General features: G+C 36.1%; 19 protein-coding genes. 3 read left to right on the top strand and 16 right to left on the bottom strand.

The features are described from left to right. Positions 1-5: 5 nt before the first annotated feature. The 11 genes from QM017_RS03465 to QM017_RS03415 form a co-directional block, all read right to left on the bottom strand. The gene (locus QM017_RS03465) at positions 6-941 is read right to left on the bottom strand and encodes a F0F1 ATP synthase subunit gamma (protein ID WP_282708863.1); all 936 of its coding nucleotides are present in this window, start codon (positions 939-941) and stop codon (positions 6-8) included. A 19-nt stretch (positions 942-960) separates the two neighbouring features. Beyond that, positions 961-2,472, bottom strand: a complete 1,512-nt coding sequence (gene atpA / locus QM017_RS03460) for a F0F1 ATP synthase subunit alpha (RefSeq protein WP_282708862.1) — start codon at positions 2,470-2,472, stop codon at positions 961-963. 22 nt (positions 2,473-2,494) lie between these two features. Next, on the bottom strand, positions 2,495-3,037 hold the full coding sequence (atpH, locus tag QM017_RS03455; RefSeq protein ID WP_178198217.1) for an ATP synthase F1 subunit delta: 543 nt from the start codon (positions 3,035-3,037) through the stop codon (positions 2,495-2,497). Then, a complete protein-coding gene (atpF, locus tag QM017_RS03450) occupies positions 3,024-3,548 on the bottom strand; it encodes a F0F1 ATP synthase subunit B (protein ID WP_178198218.1) in 525 nt (174 codons plus the stop codon). Before atpF ends, atpH begins: the two co-directional genes overlap by 14 nt. A gap of 65 nt (positions 3,549-3,613) precedes the next feature. Beyond that, positions 3,614-3,838: a F0F1 ATP synthase subunit C gene (atpE, locus tag QM017_RS03445; protein ID WP_178198219.1), complete on the bottom strand. Its 225-nt coding sequence runs from the start codon at positions 3,836-3,838 to the stop codon at positions 3,614-3,616. 32 nt (positions 3,839-3,870) lie between these two features. Beyond that, positions 3,871-4,584, bottom strand: a complete 714-nt coding sequence (gene atpB / locus QM017_RS03440; protein WP_178198220.1) for a F0F1 ATP synthase subunit A — start codon at positions 4,582-4,584, stop codon at positions 3,871-3,873. Positions 4,585-4,873: 289 nt separating this feature from the next. After that, on the bottom strand, positions 4,874-5,503 hold the full coding sequence (gene upp / locus QM017_RS03435) for a uracil phosphoribosyltransferase (protein ID WP_178198221.1): 630 nt from the start codon (positions 5,501-5,503) through the stop codon (positions 4,874-4,876). Between the two features lie 317 nt (positions 5,504-5,820). After that, entirely contained in the window at positions 5,821-6,834 is a 1,014-nt protein-coding gene (locus tag QM017_RS03430; protein WP_282708860.1) for an L-threonylcarbamoyladenylate synthase, read from the bottom strand. Positions 6,835-6,849: 15 nt separating this feature from the next. After that, entirely contained in the window at positions 6,850-7,695 is an 846-nt protein-coding gene (gene prmC / locus QM017_RS03425; protein WP_282708859.1) for a peptide chain release factor N(5)-glutamine methyltransferase, read from the bottom strand. Further along, the gene (gene prfA / locus QM017_RS03420) at positions 7,688-8,770 is read right to left on the bottom strand and encodes a peptide chain release factor 1 (protein ID WP_282708858.1); all 1,083 of its coding nucleotides are present in this window, start codon (positions 8,768-8,770) and stop codon (positions 7,688-7,690) included. The genes prmC and prfA overlap by 8 nt, the downstream gene beginning before the upstream one ends. After that, positions 8,763-9,365 carry a thymidine kinase gene (locus tag QM017_RS03415; protein WP_282708857.1) on the bottom strand — a complete coding sequence of 201 codons (603 nt, stop codon included), beginning with the start codon at positions 9,363-9,365 and terminating at the stop codon, positions 8,763-8,765. Before QM017_RS03415 ends, prfA begins: the two co-directional genes overlap by 8 nt. A gap of 166 nt (positions 9,366-9,531) precedes the next feature. Between QM017_RS03415 and QM017_RS03410 the strand changes: the two genes are divergently transcribed. Both QM017_RS03410 and QM017_RS03405 read left to right on the top strand, forming a co-directional pair. Then, positions 9,532-10,881: a Mur ligase family protein gene (locus QM017_RS03410; protein WP_282708856.1), complete on the top strand. Its 1,350-nt coding sequence runs from the start codon at positions 9,532-9,534 to the stop codon at positions 10,879-10,881. Beyond that, on the top strand, positions 10,881-11,585 hold the full coding sequence (locus tag QM017_RS03405) for a glutamine amidotransferase (RefSeq protein WP_178195604.1): 705 nt from the start codon (positions 10,881-10,883) through the stop codon (positions 11,583-11,585). Before QM017_RS03410 ends, QM017_RS03405 begins: the two co-directional genes overlap by 1 nt. A 39-nt stretch (positions 11,586-11,624) precedes the next feature. On the opposite strand, the gene QM017_RS03400 is transcribed toward QM017_RS03405, so the two are convergent. Together QM017_RS03400 and QM017_RS03395 are read right to left on the bottom strand one after the other, a co-directional pair. After that, complete coding sequence (locus QM017_RS03400; RefSeq protein WP_282709553.1) at positions 11,625-12,620, bottom strand: serine hydrolase domain-containing protein; 996 nt, start codon at positions 12,618-12,620, stop codon at positions 11,625-11,627. A gap of 12 nt (positions 12,621-12,632) precedes the next feature. Next, on the bottom strand, positions 12,633-13,295 hold the full coding sequence (locus tag QM017_RS03395; protein WP_178195606.1) for a histidine phosphatase family protein: 663 nt from the start codon (positions 13,293-13,295) through the stop codon (positions 12,633-12,635). Between the two features lie 187 nt (positions 13,296-13,482). Between QM017_RS03395 and QM017_RS03390 the strand changes: the two genes are divergently transcribed. Beyond that, positions 13,483-13,827 (top strand): hypothetical protein, encoded by a 345-nt coding sequence (locus tag QM017_RS03390; protein WP_178195608.1) that lies wholly within the window; start codon positions 13,483-13,485, stop codon positions 13,825-13,827. A 37-nt stretch (positions 13,828-13,864) separates the two neighbouring features. On the opposite strand, the gene QM017_RS03385 is transcribed toward QM017_RS03390, so the two are convergent. The 3 genes from QM017_RS03385 to QM017_RS03375 are packed head-to-tail and all read right to left on the bottom strand — an operon-like array spanning position 13,865 to position 16,345. Continuing rightward, on the bottom strand, positions 13,865-14,131 hold the full coding sequence (locus tag QM017_RS03385) for a LysR family transcriptional regulator (RefSeq protein WP_282708855.1): 267 nt from the start codon (positions 14,129-14,131) through the stop codon (positions 13,865-13,867). 19 nt (positions 14,132-14,150) lie between these two features. Beyond that, on the bottom strand, positions 14,151-14,891 hold the full coding sequence (locus tag QM017_RS03380; RefSeq protein ID WP_178195612.1) for an amino acid ABC transporter ATP-binding protein: 741 nt from the start codon (positions 14,889-14,891) through the stop codon (positions 14,151-14,153). Then, complete coding sequence (locus QM017_RS03375; protein WP_178195614.1) at positions 14,891-16,345, bottom strand: amino acid ABC transporter substrate-binding protein/permease; 1,455 nt, start codon at positions 16,343-16,345, stop codon at positions 14,891-14,893. Before QM017_RS03375 ends, QM017_RS03380 begins: the two co-directional genes overlap by 1 nt. Positions 16,346-16,701 lie beyond the last annotated feature (356 nt).

Genomic DNA, 16,701 nt, shown 5'->3' with positions numbered 1-16,701 from the left:
TTATACTAATCTAAGGCTGCTTGAGCACCTGTGATTTCAGTAATTTCTGTAGTAATTGCACTTTGACGTGCACGGTTATATTGCAACTGCAACGAAGAAATTAAATCCTTAGCGTTATCAGAAGCAGATTTCATCGCAGTCGAGCTAGAAGCATGTTCTGAAGTTTTAGCATCTAAAATTGCTCCATAAACCAAACTAGAAGCATATTGTGGCAAAATGACCTCCAAAATTGCATCTTGTGAAGGTTCCGTTTCATAAGAAATATTATAACCTTCCTTGGTTTCTTCGATAAAATCATCGTTACCCATATTTTCAGCTGAAATTGGCAACATCTTTTCTGCACGGAATACAGAAGTCAATGTATTAACGAAATGGTTATAACATACATATAACTCATCATAAATTTCACTGTCATACATCGTTACGATTGCTTCAACAATTCGACGCACTTCTCTAAACGTTGGAATATCGTTAACTCCACGATATTCATAACCAATATTAAACCCACGCTTTTTAAAGAAATCAGCGCCAGTTCCACCGATCGCAACGATAACTATATCATCTTGACTACGACCATTATCATTGATTAATTCCATCGTTTGTTTGATAACGTTACTGTTGTAGCTGCCCACAAGCCCGCGGTCTGAGGTAATAACCACAATCCCAGTTTTTTTGACCGGTCTTTGCTTTAATAAAGCCAAGTTATTTACTTGACCTTCTTTATTACTACCTCCGCCAGCAGCGGCAGAATCTAAAAGGTGAGATTTTGCCAAATGGGTAATGACACTGCGAATCTTGGTGGCATAAACTTGGTAGTTAGCTGTATGTCGTTGAATCTGACTAAGTTTAGCGGTCGAAACCATTTGCATAGCACTAGTAATTTGACCGGTCTTTTTAGTCGATGCAATTCGACGTTTAACTTCTTGTAAAGAAGCTGGCATCAGTTCTCACCACCCTTTCTTATCTCACACTTGATTGAAATGTTTCAGCAAATTCTTTGATGACATCATCTAACTTGCTACCTTCTGGAAGTTGACCGGAGCTAGCAATATCAGCAAAGATTTCATTGTGATTACTTTCAATAAATTCAAATAATTGATCTTGGAAATTCAAAATATCATCAACTAAGACACCATCCAAGTAACCATGGGTCAAAGCATATAAGATGACAACTTGACGTTCAACTGGAAGTGGTTTATGCAATGGTTGTTTCAAAACTTCCACTGTACGACGACCACGATTCAATTTAGCTTGTGTTGCTTCATCTAAATCAGAACCAAATTGTGCAAATGATTCTAATTCATGATAAGAGGCTAAATCCAAACGTAATGTCCCAGCAACCTTCTTCATCGCCTTAATTTGTGCAGAACCTCCAACACGTGAAACGGAAGTACCAGCATCAATAGCAGGACGAACACCAGAATAGAAGTTATCACTATCTAAGAAGATTTGGCCATCAGTGATTGAAATAACGTTGGTTGGGATATAAGCAGAAACATCCCCTGCTTTAGTTTCAATGAATGGCAAAGCAGTCATTGAACCGCCACCTAATTCATCGCTTAACTTAGCAGCACGTTCCAACAAGCGAGAATGCAAGTAGAAAACATCCCCTGGATAAGCTTCACGACCAGGTGGCCGACGTAAGATAAGGGAAAGTTCACGATAAGCATCAGCTTGTTTTGACAAATCATCATATACAATCAAAACATGTTTGCCGTTGTACATGAATTCTTCACCCATTGCAGCCCCTGCATATGGAGCTAACCAAAGTAATGGAGCTGGTGAAGAAGGACCAGCAGACACAACGATTGTATAATCCATCGCACCATACTTGCGCAATGTTTCAACTTGTGTTCTAACAGTTGATTCTTTTTGACCAATAGCAACGTAGATACAAATCATGTTTTGATCACGTTGGTTCAAAATTGTATCGATAGCAACAGATGTCTTACCTGTCTTGCGGTCCCCGATAACTAATTCACGTTGACCACGACCGATTGGTACTAACGCATCGATCGCTTTAAGCCCTGTTTGTAATGGTTCACTAACAGATTGACGTTCCATAACACCAGGAGCTTTCTTTTCGATTGGACGGGTCTTTGTAGTTTTAACATCACCTAGGCCATCAATTGGTTGTCCTAATGGATTAACAACACGGCCAATCAATTCTTCCCCAACAGGAACTTCCATGATACGACCGGTTCTCTTAATTGTATCGCCTTCACGAATGCCTTTATAAGCACCTAAAATAACGATACCGACATCATTTGACTCTAAGTTTTGAGCCATCCCATATGTGCCGTCTGCAAATTCCAACAATTCGCCGGATAAGGCATTATCAAGTCCGTTTGCACGAGCAATCCCGTCACCGACATAAGTGACTGTTCCGACTTCATCAACAGTGAGCTCATCTTGGTAATTTGCTAATTGTTGTTTAATCAAAGCACTGATTTCCTCAGCCTTAATGCTCATAAAAGTCTCACCTCTTTAAAAATCATTTTAATAACAGACGCTTGATGCGTTCAAGCTTGGATTTGATTGAGCCGTCATAGATGTTACTTTGTGATTGCAAAATAACTCCGCCGATGATTGATTCATCAACGACTTGATCAATGACAACTTTATTAGCACCAACAACATTAGCAAATGCGGCGGCTAGCTTTTCTTTTTGTCCTTCATCCAATTCAACTGCGGTTGTGACGGTTGCACGCACCGTCTTTTCAAATTCATCATTTAATCTGTTAAATTCATCGATGATAGATGCTAAATTAGCAATTCGGCCATAATCATGTAGCATTGCTAACAAATTAACCGTTAATTGACTAGCACCTTCTTGTAATGTTTTCAACATGGCAAGCTTTTGTTGACCACCAATCTGTGGGCTTGTCATGAAAAGAACCAATTGTGGTTCTTCTTGAATAACTTTTTGTAACTCATTGAGTTCTTCACATACTTCTTGGCGTTTGTCTTGTTCTAATGCAAGTTCAAATAACGCCTTACCGTAGCGATGTGAAATCGTTGCTTTATCTAGTGCCATTTTGCTTCCCCAACCCTTCGATGTAAGAATCAACTAAGGCTTTTTGGTCGTTAGCATTCAATTCTTTTTGAATGATTTTTGAAGCAATTTCAATAGATAATTCAGCCACATCGTTTTTGACACTGTCTAATGCTTCTTGACGTTCTTGTTGAATATCTTTTTTAGCATTTTCTTTCATTGTCTTAACTTCTAGCGTAGCAGAATCAACGATATTTGCTTTTTGCTGTTCACCATTTTTCTTAGCACGATCAATGATTTTAGAAGCTTCAACATGTGAATCTTTAAGAGCTGCTTCACGCTTTTGTGCGAGCTCTTCAGCCTTTTGGCGTGCATCTTCAGCAGAATCTAAATCAGAAGCAATCTTGCTGGCACGCTTTTCCATCATGTCAGAAACCGGACCCCAAGCAAACTTTTTGATTAGAAGCATCAAGATGACAAACAAAATTAAGATGAATAAGAAATCACCCCATTGCACACCTTCAGCAGCTCCGAGTAAAAATGTTGAATTCATCTATTGACACCTCCCTTAATCTACAAATAACTTTAAATGTTTGACGTTTACGTACATCAAGGAAATTATTTTGCCAATAACATGAATGAAATAACGATCGCGATGATAGGCACAGCTTCGATCAAACCAACACCGATGAACATGTTTGTTCTTAATTGTCCAGATAATTCTGGTTGGCGAGACATAGATTCCAACATTTTTGAGATAACCAAACCGTTACCTACACCTGTACCAATAGCGGCAAAACCTGCAGCAATCCCTGCACCGAGTAAAGCTAATCCTGTAGTCATAATATAAAAATCCTCCTTAGTATCCTATATGATTATTCTTTTTCGACCTTTTGAGAAATATATACCATTGTCAATGTGACAAAGACATAGGCTTGGATTGATCCAATAAATACGGAGAAACCCTGCCAGATCATTTCTAGCGGAATCGCAGGGATAAATGTTAAAACACCCTTTGATTTAGCAAAAGATCCTATCGTGGTGAGCAAAACTTCACCAGAGTAAATGTTCCCATATAAACGTAAAGCTAACGTCAAGAAATTCGTAAATTGTTCCAAGATATTGATTGGTAACAAGGCTGGCATTGGGCTAAAGTAGGAATTTTTTACATAGCCTTTAAAACCAAATTTTGCCACCCCAGCAAAGTGTGCTAATAACAATACCATGAAAGCCAACGTCAACGTCGTCATTGGCGAAGCAGTCGGACTCTTGACATAAGTGATATCGTTCATTGTGAACTGTAGCATCAGCCCGATTTGGTTAGAAACAAATACAAACAAGAACAAAGTAAATGCCAACAAGCCGTATTTCTTTCCTTCTGCATCAGGAATGGTGCTCTTGATAATACCGTTAGTAAAATCCATCATCCATTCGAGTAAATTTTGCTTACCCGTTGGCTTGAGTTTAATATCACGCGACAGCCAAAAAACTAGTGCAAAAATGATAATCGCCGCAAGCAAACTCGAAAGACAGTTACCAACGTTAAAGGGAATACCAAAAAGCTTAAAAATTTGAGTATTCTCCACCAAGTTTCACCTCTTTTCACTTGTGATCAATACGGTTAAACAGATGGTCGAACCATAAGATAGAAAGATTCAAAGACACCCATCCTTGAATACAAATGCAATAATACCACCATTCTAGCTAAATTACAAAGCACAAATTACTACTTTTTTCACATTTTGTCACAAATTTAGCTATACAAGAAACATTATGTGTAACCTTGCACTATTATAATTATTTGATACCACAACATTCACAGCGTTTTCATACTAACTTCGTGAAATGCGACACTTTCTAAAATATGTTTCCATATTTTTACTTAGTACCAAATAAGCGATCGCCTGCATCCCCTAAACCAGGAATGATATATCCATGTTCATTCAAATGATCATCTAAAGCTGCTGCATAAATGTCAATGTCAGGATGAGCTTCACGCAAAGCTTTTACGCCTTCTGGTGCGGCTACTAAACAAACAAATTTAATTGCTCGTGCACCACGTTTCTTTAAGGCATCAACAGCCATTACCGCAGATCCACCTGTTGCTAACATTGGATCTACAATGATCATTTCACGTTCTTGTAAGTCTGCTGGCATCTTTACAAAATATTCATGGGGTTGAAGTGTTTCTTCATCACGATACATTCCAATATGTCCTACCTTAGCTGCTGGAATCATATCTAACATCCCATCTACCATACCTAACCCCGCACGTAAAATCGGAACAATAACCACTTTTTTACCTGCTAAGCGCTTAAATTTTCCTTTAACAAGCGGTGTTTCAATTTCAACTTCTTCTAAAGACATATCACGCGAAACTTCATAAGCCATCAAACCTGCAATTTCATCAACACATTGTCGAAATTCACGTGTACCACACTTTTTGTCTCTAATAATTGTCATCTTATGTTGAATCAATGGATGATCTAAAACTTCAAACTTTCCCATCAAATTTCCTCCTAAAAAAATAATAATTGTTCTCTTAATATTTTAGACGATTAAGCATTTTTTGCCAATCATTACAGCTACTTAAATTTAAAATTTCACAAATAATTTAACTAGAATTTGTGATTTAAATTACTAAAATCTTTAATCATAATTTTAAGATAAAATAAAGCTAATATTAAATTTACTTTAAACTACTATATAAGCTTTCAAGTTTAAAAATATAGGCGCACTGTTTATAAAAAAACACCTTTCTCACCGTTTTCATTTGGTAAGATAGGCATTTAACAAAAAGTTACAAACACTTACGTTAGCAACTATTATTTATCAAAAAAAGTGTTACCTGCCGCCTTTTTTAAGCGGTTCATATATGCGGCTCCTAAATCTTCTTCTGCAAATCCTTGTACTAAAATATATTTTACTGCCGGTTGCTCATCAAAATAACGCAAACCATCAAAAAGTTTCTGACTAGCCGAAACAACATCATCACCAAGACAATAAGTCAATTTAGTAGTTTCAAGTTCATTTAAAATATCTGTTGTAGCCATTATTCCAACAGCTTCAACTTGTTGTTTAGCCCAAGCTAAAGCAGCTGGCCAAGAAGTTTCATTTACAATGATTACCTGAGCATCTGGAGCATAATGCTTATACTTCATTCCAGGCGCTTTTGGTACTTCTTGTTGCTTAACTTGATGGTTATCATATAATACTTCTGTTTTTAAGATTGCTTCAATCTGTTTAGGACTAATCGCACCTGGACGTAAAACAGTTGGTGTTTCGGTGCTCAAATCTAAAATCGTCGACTCTACTCCGACTTGAGTTGGTCCATCATCCAAAATCCCAGCAATTTTCCCTTCTAAATCATGAAAAACATGCTGCGCCGTTGTTGGACTGGGTTTACCTGAAGAATTAGCTGATGGCCCTACCAAAGGAACCTGCGCTTGTCTAATCAATTCTAAAGTTGCTTGATTTTGTGGCATTCTAAAGGCTGCAGTCTTTAACCCGCCAGTTACTACACTAGGTAACGCATTTGGCTTTATTTTTAGAATCAAAGTCAATGGTCCTGGCCAAAAAGCATCCATTAGCGCACTTGCCTGTTTAGAAAGTTCACCTGTATACTCAATCACCATTTGTCGATCACACACAGTTACGATTAACGGATTATCAGAAGGTCGCCCCTTTGCTTGATAGACACGCTTTACTGCTTTTTCATTTGTCGCATCCGCGCCTAATCCATAGACTGTTTCGGTTGGAAAAGCAATTAATTCACCCAATCTTAATTCATTTGCAGCCTGTGCAATTTCGTTTAATTGATAAATCTTTGTAATTAACATCGCTATTTTTCCCTTCTAAAAACTAACCTTGACCATTCGATCGTGGCCACTTAAATCTTGTTTAACTTCAATTTTAGCTTTTGGATATAGTCGTGTAAAAATATCGCTGACAGCTCGTGCTTGTTTGAAGCCTATCTCTAAATAAATTCTACCATGTTTTGTCAAATGCATTGGTGCTTGCTTGGCAATCTTTTGGTAAATAGCTAAACCCTGATTTTTAGCAAATAATGCGCTATGTGGCTCATACTTTAAAACAGAAGCATCCATATACTTTACTTCATCATCTGCAATATATGGTGGATTAGAAATCAAAATATCATATTTGGCTTGATTGTCAAATGCATCTAAGACATCACTGACAACATATTGACATGTCAAACCAAAAGTAAGTGCATTTTCTTTAGCTATTGTTAATGCTTCTGGCATCAAATCACTCAAAGTAATTTGCCATTGTGGACGTTGTGTCTTTAAAGCAAGCCCAATCGCACCACTACCCGTACCTAAATCCAAGACCTTTTGTGGCTTAGCTTCTTCAGTTTCTAAAATCCATTCAACCAAATCTTGGGTTTCTGGCCGTGGAATCAAAGTTGCTTGAGTAACTTTTAAACGCAAACCAAAAAAATCTGCATATCCTAACAAGTATTGCACTGGCCAATCTTGACAATATTTTTCAACATTTCTTTTGAAATGCTCCCAATCTTTGACTGTCATTTGCGTTTGATAATTGGTTAGTAGCTGAACTTTGGTCCAATTCATCTGGCCTTGAAGCAACAACATTACATCTGCTTGATGCTTATTATCAAACTGTTTTATAAAAGAAAAAGCCCATTTCTGAGCTTCAAAAAAGGTAATGTTAGCCATTTTGGAGTTTCTCCAATGCTTTTGTTTGATCATATAAAACTAGCGCATCAACAACATCTTCTAATTCACCATTCATGATACGATCTAATTTATTTAAGGTTAAACCAATTCGATGATCAGTCACACGGTTTTGTGGATAGTTGTATGTTCGAATACGTTCTGAACGATCTCCTGTCCCGACCGCTGATTTACGATTTTCATCGTATGCATCTTGTTCTTTACTTGCATAGTAATCATAAACACGTGCTTTCAAGATTTTCATTGCCTTTTCACGGTTTTGTTGTTGTGAACGTTGATCTTGCATTGCTACAACAATCCCGGTTGGTAAATGCGTCATGCGCACCGCTGAAGATGTCTTATTAATATGTTGTCCACCAGCCCCAGAAGCACGGTAAACATCCACACGAACATCTTTTGGATCAATTTCAATTTCAACATCTTCGGATTCAGGCATGACCACCACAGTTGCCGTTGAAGTATGCACACGGCCAGCTGATTCAGTCACTGGTACACGTTGTACACGGTGTGCGCCGCTTTCATATTTCAACTTGGAATACACATTATTCCCATTAATCAATAGCGCAACTTCTTTGAAACCGCCGACTTCAGTCAATGTTGAATCAATCACTTCAATCGACCAACCTTGACGTTCAGCATATTTAGTATACATTGTCAACAAATCACCGGCAAACAAGCTCGCTTCATCTCCACCAGCTGCTCCACGAATTTCCATGATAATGTTTTTATCATCGTTAGGGTCTTTAGGAAGTAACAAAATCTTGATTTGTTCTTCAAGCGTTTCTTTTTGACGTTTAGCATCTGCCAATTCTTCTTTAACCATTTCAGTCATTTCATCATCTAAACCGCCACCAAGCATTTCTTCATCATCTTTTATTAACTGAATGACTTCTTTATAGCGATCATAGCTTTCAACTGTTTCGCGTAAATCCGCCATTTCTTTTGATAACTTGGTAAAACGCTGTGTATCTGCAATCACATCAGGATCAGATAAAAGTTCTCCTAATTCTTCATAACGATCTTCTAACATTTGTAGTCTATCAAATAACTTATCCATTTTTTTCTCCTTTAATTGATTTTACTGATAACTCTGGTGCAAAGTAATGCTTACGGCAAGTTGGAAAATACATCTCATTGCCACCAATTTGAACCTGTTCACCTGTATATACTGGTTTGCCATCTTGAAGCCGTAAATTCATCGTTGCTTTTTTACCACAAAACCAACAAATTGTCTTCATTTCTTCAATTTTATCGGCATACAACAACAAATACTTAGAACCTTCAAACAATTCGTTTCTAAAATCATTTTTCAAACCAAATGCCATGACTGGAATGTTTAATTCGTCAACAATCTTGGTTAGTTGTAAAATGTGATGTTTATTTAAAAATTGCGCCTCGTCAATCAAAACACAAGCTACCTTAGTTTGGCTTTGTTTAACACATGAAAATACATCTGTTTGCGCAAAAATAGGAATCGCCTTGCGTTTCATTCCAATTCGACTAGCAACATATCCTATGCCAGCCCGATTATCTACACCGCTCGTGAATATCAAAACGTCTTTATCTTGTTCTTCGTAGTTATGAGCAACCTTTAAAATTTCAATAGTCTTACCACTATTCATCGCACCATAACGGAAAAAAAGCTGTGCCACCTATCCCACACTCCAAAAATTAGTCTCTACCTTCAAGTATATATGATTTACACTAAAATTTCATCATCGGTTTTTATTTTTACCAATCTTAGCGATAAATTCAGCATATTTTGCTAAATTATGCTAATATACAAGATAGCATATTATTTAATGATGGAGGAACAAGATGACTCTGAAAAGTTCTCTTGCAATTACAGCCGGTAAATTTTCTTACTGGTTCTTACACAATTTTTTGCATGGTGGTACCTCGTTGCCCGGTAAATTAACTTTAAAAATCGATCCTGACGTTTTAAAAAAATTAGCTGCAGACTACGAAATTGTCATCGTAACCGGTACTAACGGTAAAACCTTGACAACAGCTTTAACAGTCAAAGCTTTAAATGCCAAGTTTGCTAACGTCTTAACCAATCCAAGCGGTTCAAACATGAAACAAGGTATCGTAACCGCCTTTTTAACTGCCAAAAAAGTTAAAGGACACAAAAAATTAGCTGTTTTAGAAACAGACGAAGCCAATGTCCCTATTATTTGCGATTATATCAAACCTAGTGCGTTTGTTTTAACTAATCTTTTCCGTGATCAAATGGATCGTTATGGCGAAATCTATACTACTTACGATAAAATCTTAACAGGCATTAAAAAACATCCCCAAGCAACTATCATTGCTAACGGAGATGCTCCTATCTTTAACAGCAAGCCCTTACCTAATCCAACTATTTATTATGGTTGTGACTATCAAGAAGACATGTTGCAAAATGCTCCGGCCAATACCGATGGTTTACTTTGCCCACATTGCCAACACATCTTACATTTTTACAAACGAACATATAGCAACCTTGGTAAGTATATCTGTTTAAACTGTGATTTCAAGCGCCCTAAATTAACTCATAAAGTGACTAAGTTGAGTTGTCAAACTCCACAAAGTTCAACTTTCACAATCGACACACAAGAAATCACATTACCTATCGGAGGAACCTACAACATCTATAATGCTTTAGCTGCCTATAGTGTAGCACGCTTATACGATGTTAAACCGGAAGAAATCGCTCAAGCTATCAGTAATAATGATCAAAAAGTCTTTGGACGTCAAGAAGTTATTAAACTTGATGATAAAGAAGTTACTTTAATTCTAGTCAAAAACCCTGTTGGCTTAGATCAAGTCTTAGAAATGATCAAAACCGACAACGAGCCGTTTTCACTTGCAGTTTTATTGAACGCTAATTACGCAGATGGTATTGATACAAGTTGGATTTGGGATGGAAATTTTGAAAGTTTAGACTTCACCAATATTCCAGTAGTCTTAACCGGTGGTCAACGTTACCGCGATATCACTTTTAGATTGCGTGTCGCAGGAGCTGAGCAGACTACTTTTGTACAACGCCCTAATTTAGAAGAAGTTGTAACTTATTTAAAAACAGTCCCTAGCAAACATATTTATGTTTTGGCGACTTATACAGCAGTTTTACAATTGCGTAAACTTTTGGCTAGCGAAGGTTACCTAAAAGGAGGAATGCAGTAATGACTTACAGCCTACATTTAGCCCATCTCTATGGTGATTTATTAAATACCTATGGAGATATTGGTAACGTCTTAGTCTTAGATTATTATGCCAAGCAAATGGATGTTAAACTAACTAGCGAAATCGTTTCATTAGACACTGATTTTAATCCACAAAAATTTGATCTCGCTTTTTTTGGCGGTGGACAAGACTATGAGCAAGTCATCGTCTCAAAAGATATTCAAAATAAAAAACAAGCCTTGATTGATTTTATCGAAAGTGATGGTCCAATGCTTGCGATTTGTGGTGGATATCAGTTATTAGGAAAATATTACATTGGTGCTAATGGCCAAAAAATCGATGGCATCGCTGCTTTAAATCACTATACTGAAAGTCAAGATAACAATCGCTTTATTGGTGATGTTGTGATTGAAAATTCCGAAACTAAACAAATCTATCATGGCTTTGAAAACCATAACGGCGTCACCTATCTTGGAGAAGGTGAGCGTCCTTTAGGAAAAGTTTTAGAAGGTTATGGCAACAACGGTCAAGACAAAGGCGAAGGTGCTATCTATAAAAACGTCTTTTGTAGCTATTTTCATGGACCAATTCTAGCACGTAATGGCGAATTGGCTAAACGCATTTTGTTACTAGCACTTAAGCGCAAATATCCAGATGCCAATTTAAGCAAACAAGAACAATTAGAAATTAAACCGACTTATTAAAGCAAAAAGCGAAGTTTGACAAAATGTCTCACTTCGCTTTTATTCATTTAAATATGTCATCACAATTTCATCACGCTTATCCAAAAAAAGCTGATTAACCCCAGTTGGATGAATTCGATTCGTTAACACGATCAAACCTTTTTGTTCGCTTCGATCCAATAACATAAAAGTTCCGGTAAATCCTGTATGGTATAAACACAAAGCACCTTTTTTATTAAAGCGCAAATCCCAACCTAACGACCGTCCTAATTTGTTATTTGGAGTTTGGTCGGCAAACAATAGCTCAATTGTCTTTGGTGTAAGTACTCTTTGATCTTTTGAATCTAACAACCATTGGCTAAATTTCACCAAATCGTTTAATGAACTAAATAACCCTGCTGAACCACAATGTTTTTTTAAGATAAAAGCTTTAGGATCATGGACTTGTCCACAAATCAAACCTCTTTTTTCATCTAATTGTGTCGGTACACACATGCTTAGATCTGTAGGTTCAAATGTACTATCAAACATTTCTAAAGGCGTTAAAACTTCTGTTACGATAACTTCTTGTACAGGTCTTTGATAAAAATGCTCAATAATCTCGCCTAAAAAAATCAAACCGATATCTGAATAAACTACTTTTTCCCCTATCCAATCCCCTACTTCTAAACCATACAGTGCCGTTAACAAATCAGACGCTGCTAATTGATTACGATTTTTTATGTAACCATTAATTGCAGAAGTATGTGTCAGCAAATGACGTACAGTCACACGTTTATCTTTAAATCGTGAAAGATACCGACAAATCGGTTCATCCAACGCTATCTTGCGTTGTTCTAATAATTTTAAAATTACCGTTGTCGTCCCAATGACCTTAGTCAGAGAAGCTACATCATACAACATATTTGGCTTTAAAAATTTTTTGCATGGTAAAATTTGACTAAATCCAAAAGATTCACTTTGAAATTTTCCCGAGGCAAAAAGCGCATATGAAACTCCTGGAACTATTTTATTTTCTTGTAATTCATGTAACAAACGTGTTGTCTTTGGATAAATCATTACTTATTTTCACCCATCTTGTTTCAATTGATTGATATAAACGATCGTAAAACGCCCATTTTGATAATCAACACGACTAGCCCGTGAATTATCCAATAAAAACAAAGGAACGTCTCCACGTAAACCTTCAATAAAATTCGATAAAATCAACCCATGTGTTACAATCAAAATATTGCATTCCTCTTCTTGATATTGCTTTGCGATTGTTTCTAAAGCACGTGTCATGCGCAGATTTAAATGTGCAGAGTCTTCTATTTGCTCTGTACCATCCATCGTGCGAAACAATTCTGTCAACTCAGCCACATGCTCTTGATTCATGAAAGCTTGTAAGATCCGTTTAACTCCTAATGTTCGCAACGCAACCGGAATCATCTTGATATTTTTAGCTTCTTCAAATTTCCCAAAACTTAACTCACGTAAATCCGGATCACTATAAATCGGTGTATAGTTTTGTTTGTTTTCACTCAAAATATAATTTGCGGTCTCTTTTGTACGTTTTAAATCACTTGTATAGACCGCTGTAAACTTCACATCACGCAACTCATAACCTAAGCGTCTTGCCATACGAATCCCTTTTTTGGTTAGTGGTGAATTGGTTATGCCTTGTAATCTTTTAGAGCGATTGAGCCGCGTTTGTCCATGCCGTACCAAATAAAAATGAACAACTGCCATTTAAATCTACCTCCTTCCCATTAAAAATTATACTTTGATTATAATACGTTAAGCCTAAGTATTCAAAAGATTTACGCGATTTATTATCCTTATTTTTAAATACTTTTTAATGAACAGATTGGTTTTTTTCTCCTTTAAAAACTGGTACAATAAATAAGAAAAAGTTTTAAAAAGGAGGTTTGTAATAGTGACCAAACATTCTGCAACTATCTTTGATTTATTAACATATATTTATCGTAATCCAAATAAAGTTGTTTTTTCAAAAACAAGTTATTGCAACGTGATTCAAATCTTCATTCCTAAAAATTTTGATTTTCAAATCGACTATCAACGCTACTTTCAATGCAATATGCTAGATTCTTGGTGCTTGTATCCTACAGCACAACAAAAACACCAGCAATTACTAGAAAACTTGTGGCATAAAGTTACCAAAGCATCACTTAAATACAATGAAATCTGGTTAACTACAGCTTATTTAACAAAACAAGAAACTTATTTCATCGAAATTTCTTACGAAGAACTATTAAGCTAAAAAACTCAGGCTTACATTTGTCAGCCTGAGTTTTTTATTAATCATCTAAATCTTGTTCAATATCTAAACCATATAAATTATTAACTGGTGCATCCTTGGCAGCTGATTGTACTACTAAAATCGCAACTACTCCCTTACTAGAAACATAACCTGCTAAATTAACAACCTCTTGGACACGATAAGCTAAGCCATCTGAATTGTAGATGTATTGGCCAACACAAGGTAAACTTTCAAAAAAAGTTTTATTCATACGATAATAATCATCATGTTTAGCATCATGCATCACTAATAATGTTTTAATCATTGCGAATCCACCTTTTTAACTAAATGTTAATAACTTTATTTAAAAATGCTTTTGTGCGTTCATGTTGCGGATTATCAAACACTTCTTGCGGTGTACCTTCTTCAACCACGTATCCATCGGCCATAAAGACTACACGATCAGCCACTTCTTTAGCAAATCCCATCTCATGAGTCACTACCACCATCGTCATCCCATCTTTGGCTAGAGCTTTCATAACTTCTAAAACATCTCCGACCATTTCTGGATCAAGCGCACTAGTTGGTTCATCAAATAACATGATATCAGGATTCATTGCTAACGCCCTAGCAATCGCAACTCTTTGTTTTTGTCCCCCAGATAATAACGATGGCATCGCATCAAATTTATCAGTTAAACCAACTGTTTCAAGTAATTGGTAGGCCACTTTTTTAGCTTCATCTTTAGACATTTTCCCTAGTTCAACTGGTGCTAACATAATATTTTGACCAACCGTCAGATTGTTAAACAAGTTAAAATGTTGAAACACCATTCCGATATCTTCTCTAGCCTTATCGATATCTGTCTTAGGATTACTTATGTCGTTACCATCAATAATAATCTGACCAGATGTTGGTTCTTCTAAGCGATTTAAGCAACGCAAAAGTGTACTTTTACCAGAACCAGAAGGCCCAATCAACACAACTACTTCATTAGCTTTGACCTTAAAATCAATATCTTTTAAGACTTCATTACTGCCATAACTTTTCTTTAAATTTGAAACATTAACCTTTAATTCTTCCATTAGTTGTGAATCCTCCTTTTAACCCAGTTAGATAATAATGTCAATAACGTTATTAAAAGTAAATAAATCACGGCTACAATCGCCCAGATTCTAAAGCCTTCAAGGTTACGTGCAATAATGATTTTACCAGTTTGTGTCAATTCTAATAACCCAATTACTGATAAAATCGAGGTATCTTTCAAAGTAATAATAAATTGATTGATAAATGATGGAATCATCACTTTAATCCCTTGCGGTAAGATAACCCTACGCATCGCCTTGCCAAACGGCAAACCTAAACTTCTTGCAGCTTCCATTTGTCCTTTATCAATTGATTCAATTCCACCTTTAACAAAAGCCGCTGTATAGGCACCTTCATTCAAAGTTAAAGTGATAACCCCTGCAATAAAAGCCGGAATCTTTGAACCTGTTAGACTAGGAATACCATTATAAATAAACAGTGCTAAAACAATCAATGGTAACCCACGGAAAATATAAATAATCGTAGTTGATACTCCACGCGCAAATTTATTAGGTACTACTCCCAAAAGACCTAGGAAAACACCAAAAATAGTTGCTCCAATGATTGAAACTACGGTTAATTTTAAGGTTTCTAAAACTCCATCCCACAAAACTTCTTTATTTTCTTTTAACAAGCCTAAAATAGTATGGCTATCGCCTTGTTTGGCAGTAGCTTGTTTTTTGGCAACAGTTGCTTTTTTCCCTACATAACGTTGGATAATCTTGTTATATTCACCGTTTTCTTTGAGTTTCTTTAAACCCGCATTGAATTTTGCTAATAATTCTTGATTTTCACCTTTTTTTACAGCAAAACCATAATCACCAATATCGGTCGGCTTTGTAGCAATTTCTAAGCCTAGCCCGGTCTTAACGCCATATTCTAAAACTGCACTGTCATCAAAACATGCTACGGAATTTTCATTTTTAACATCATTATAAACACTATCAGAATCATCAAATGTTGTCGTTGTAAAACCATACTTATCCTTAATGGAGTTTGCATAATCCGCCCCAGCTGTTCCAGTTTTAACCGCAACATTTTTACCTTTCAAGTCTTTAAGACTCTTAATTCCAGATCCTGGCTTAACTGCCATTACAATTCCTGAAGAATAATATGGATCAGAAAAGTCAAACTTTTGCTTACGTTCATTTGTAATCGTCATCCCAGCAATCATTGCATCTGCTTGACCAGAACTTACCGATTGAATCGCAGCATTAAAGCCAACTGGTTTAATATCAACCTTAAACCCTTCTTCTTTAGCGATTGCCCGTATTAAATCCATATCAATTCCGACATATTTATTGTCTGCATTAGCATACACAAACGGTGGGAAAGTTACGTCTGTATCAATAACATACGTTTTTTCTTTTGCATTAGCTGTCGTTGACTGGAAGAAGACGAAAGCTAAGCACACACTAAAAATCAGACTAACCGTTGTAATAAATTTTTTCATCATATCTTCCCCAATCTTTTTTAATAATATTAAGTATAGCATATCTTTGTCATAAAATGATACATAAAACCTCAGTTAAAATAAACTATGTTTTCTTTTCCAGCCCTCCAAAAGGAAGAAAACACTTATTTAACAAGGTTTTCAGCGTTATGAGGAACTTTTTAAAAAAATAATATTTTTCCACATCACTCCTCTACCCTTTTTCATACATGTTATATAATAAATCATCAAAAATAGTGTTTCCATTTAATATAAAAGCATTTTCCCCAAAAATTAAATTTACATTTAAATGTAATAAAATATAACATTTAAATATTCAAAAAAATTACCAATTTTAATCACCACGGTGGTAGAAT

Origin of the sequence: Ligilactobacillus sp. Marseille-Q7487 (assembly GCF_949152225.1) — a bacterium.
Classification (GTDB): Bacteria; Bacillota; Bacilli; order Lactobacillales; family Lactobacillaceae; genus Ligilactobacillus.
The sequence above is the reverse complement of the archived record's forward strand: the minus strand, read 5'-3'. Positions and strand labels throughout refer to the sequence as shown.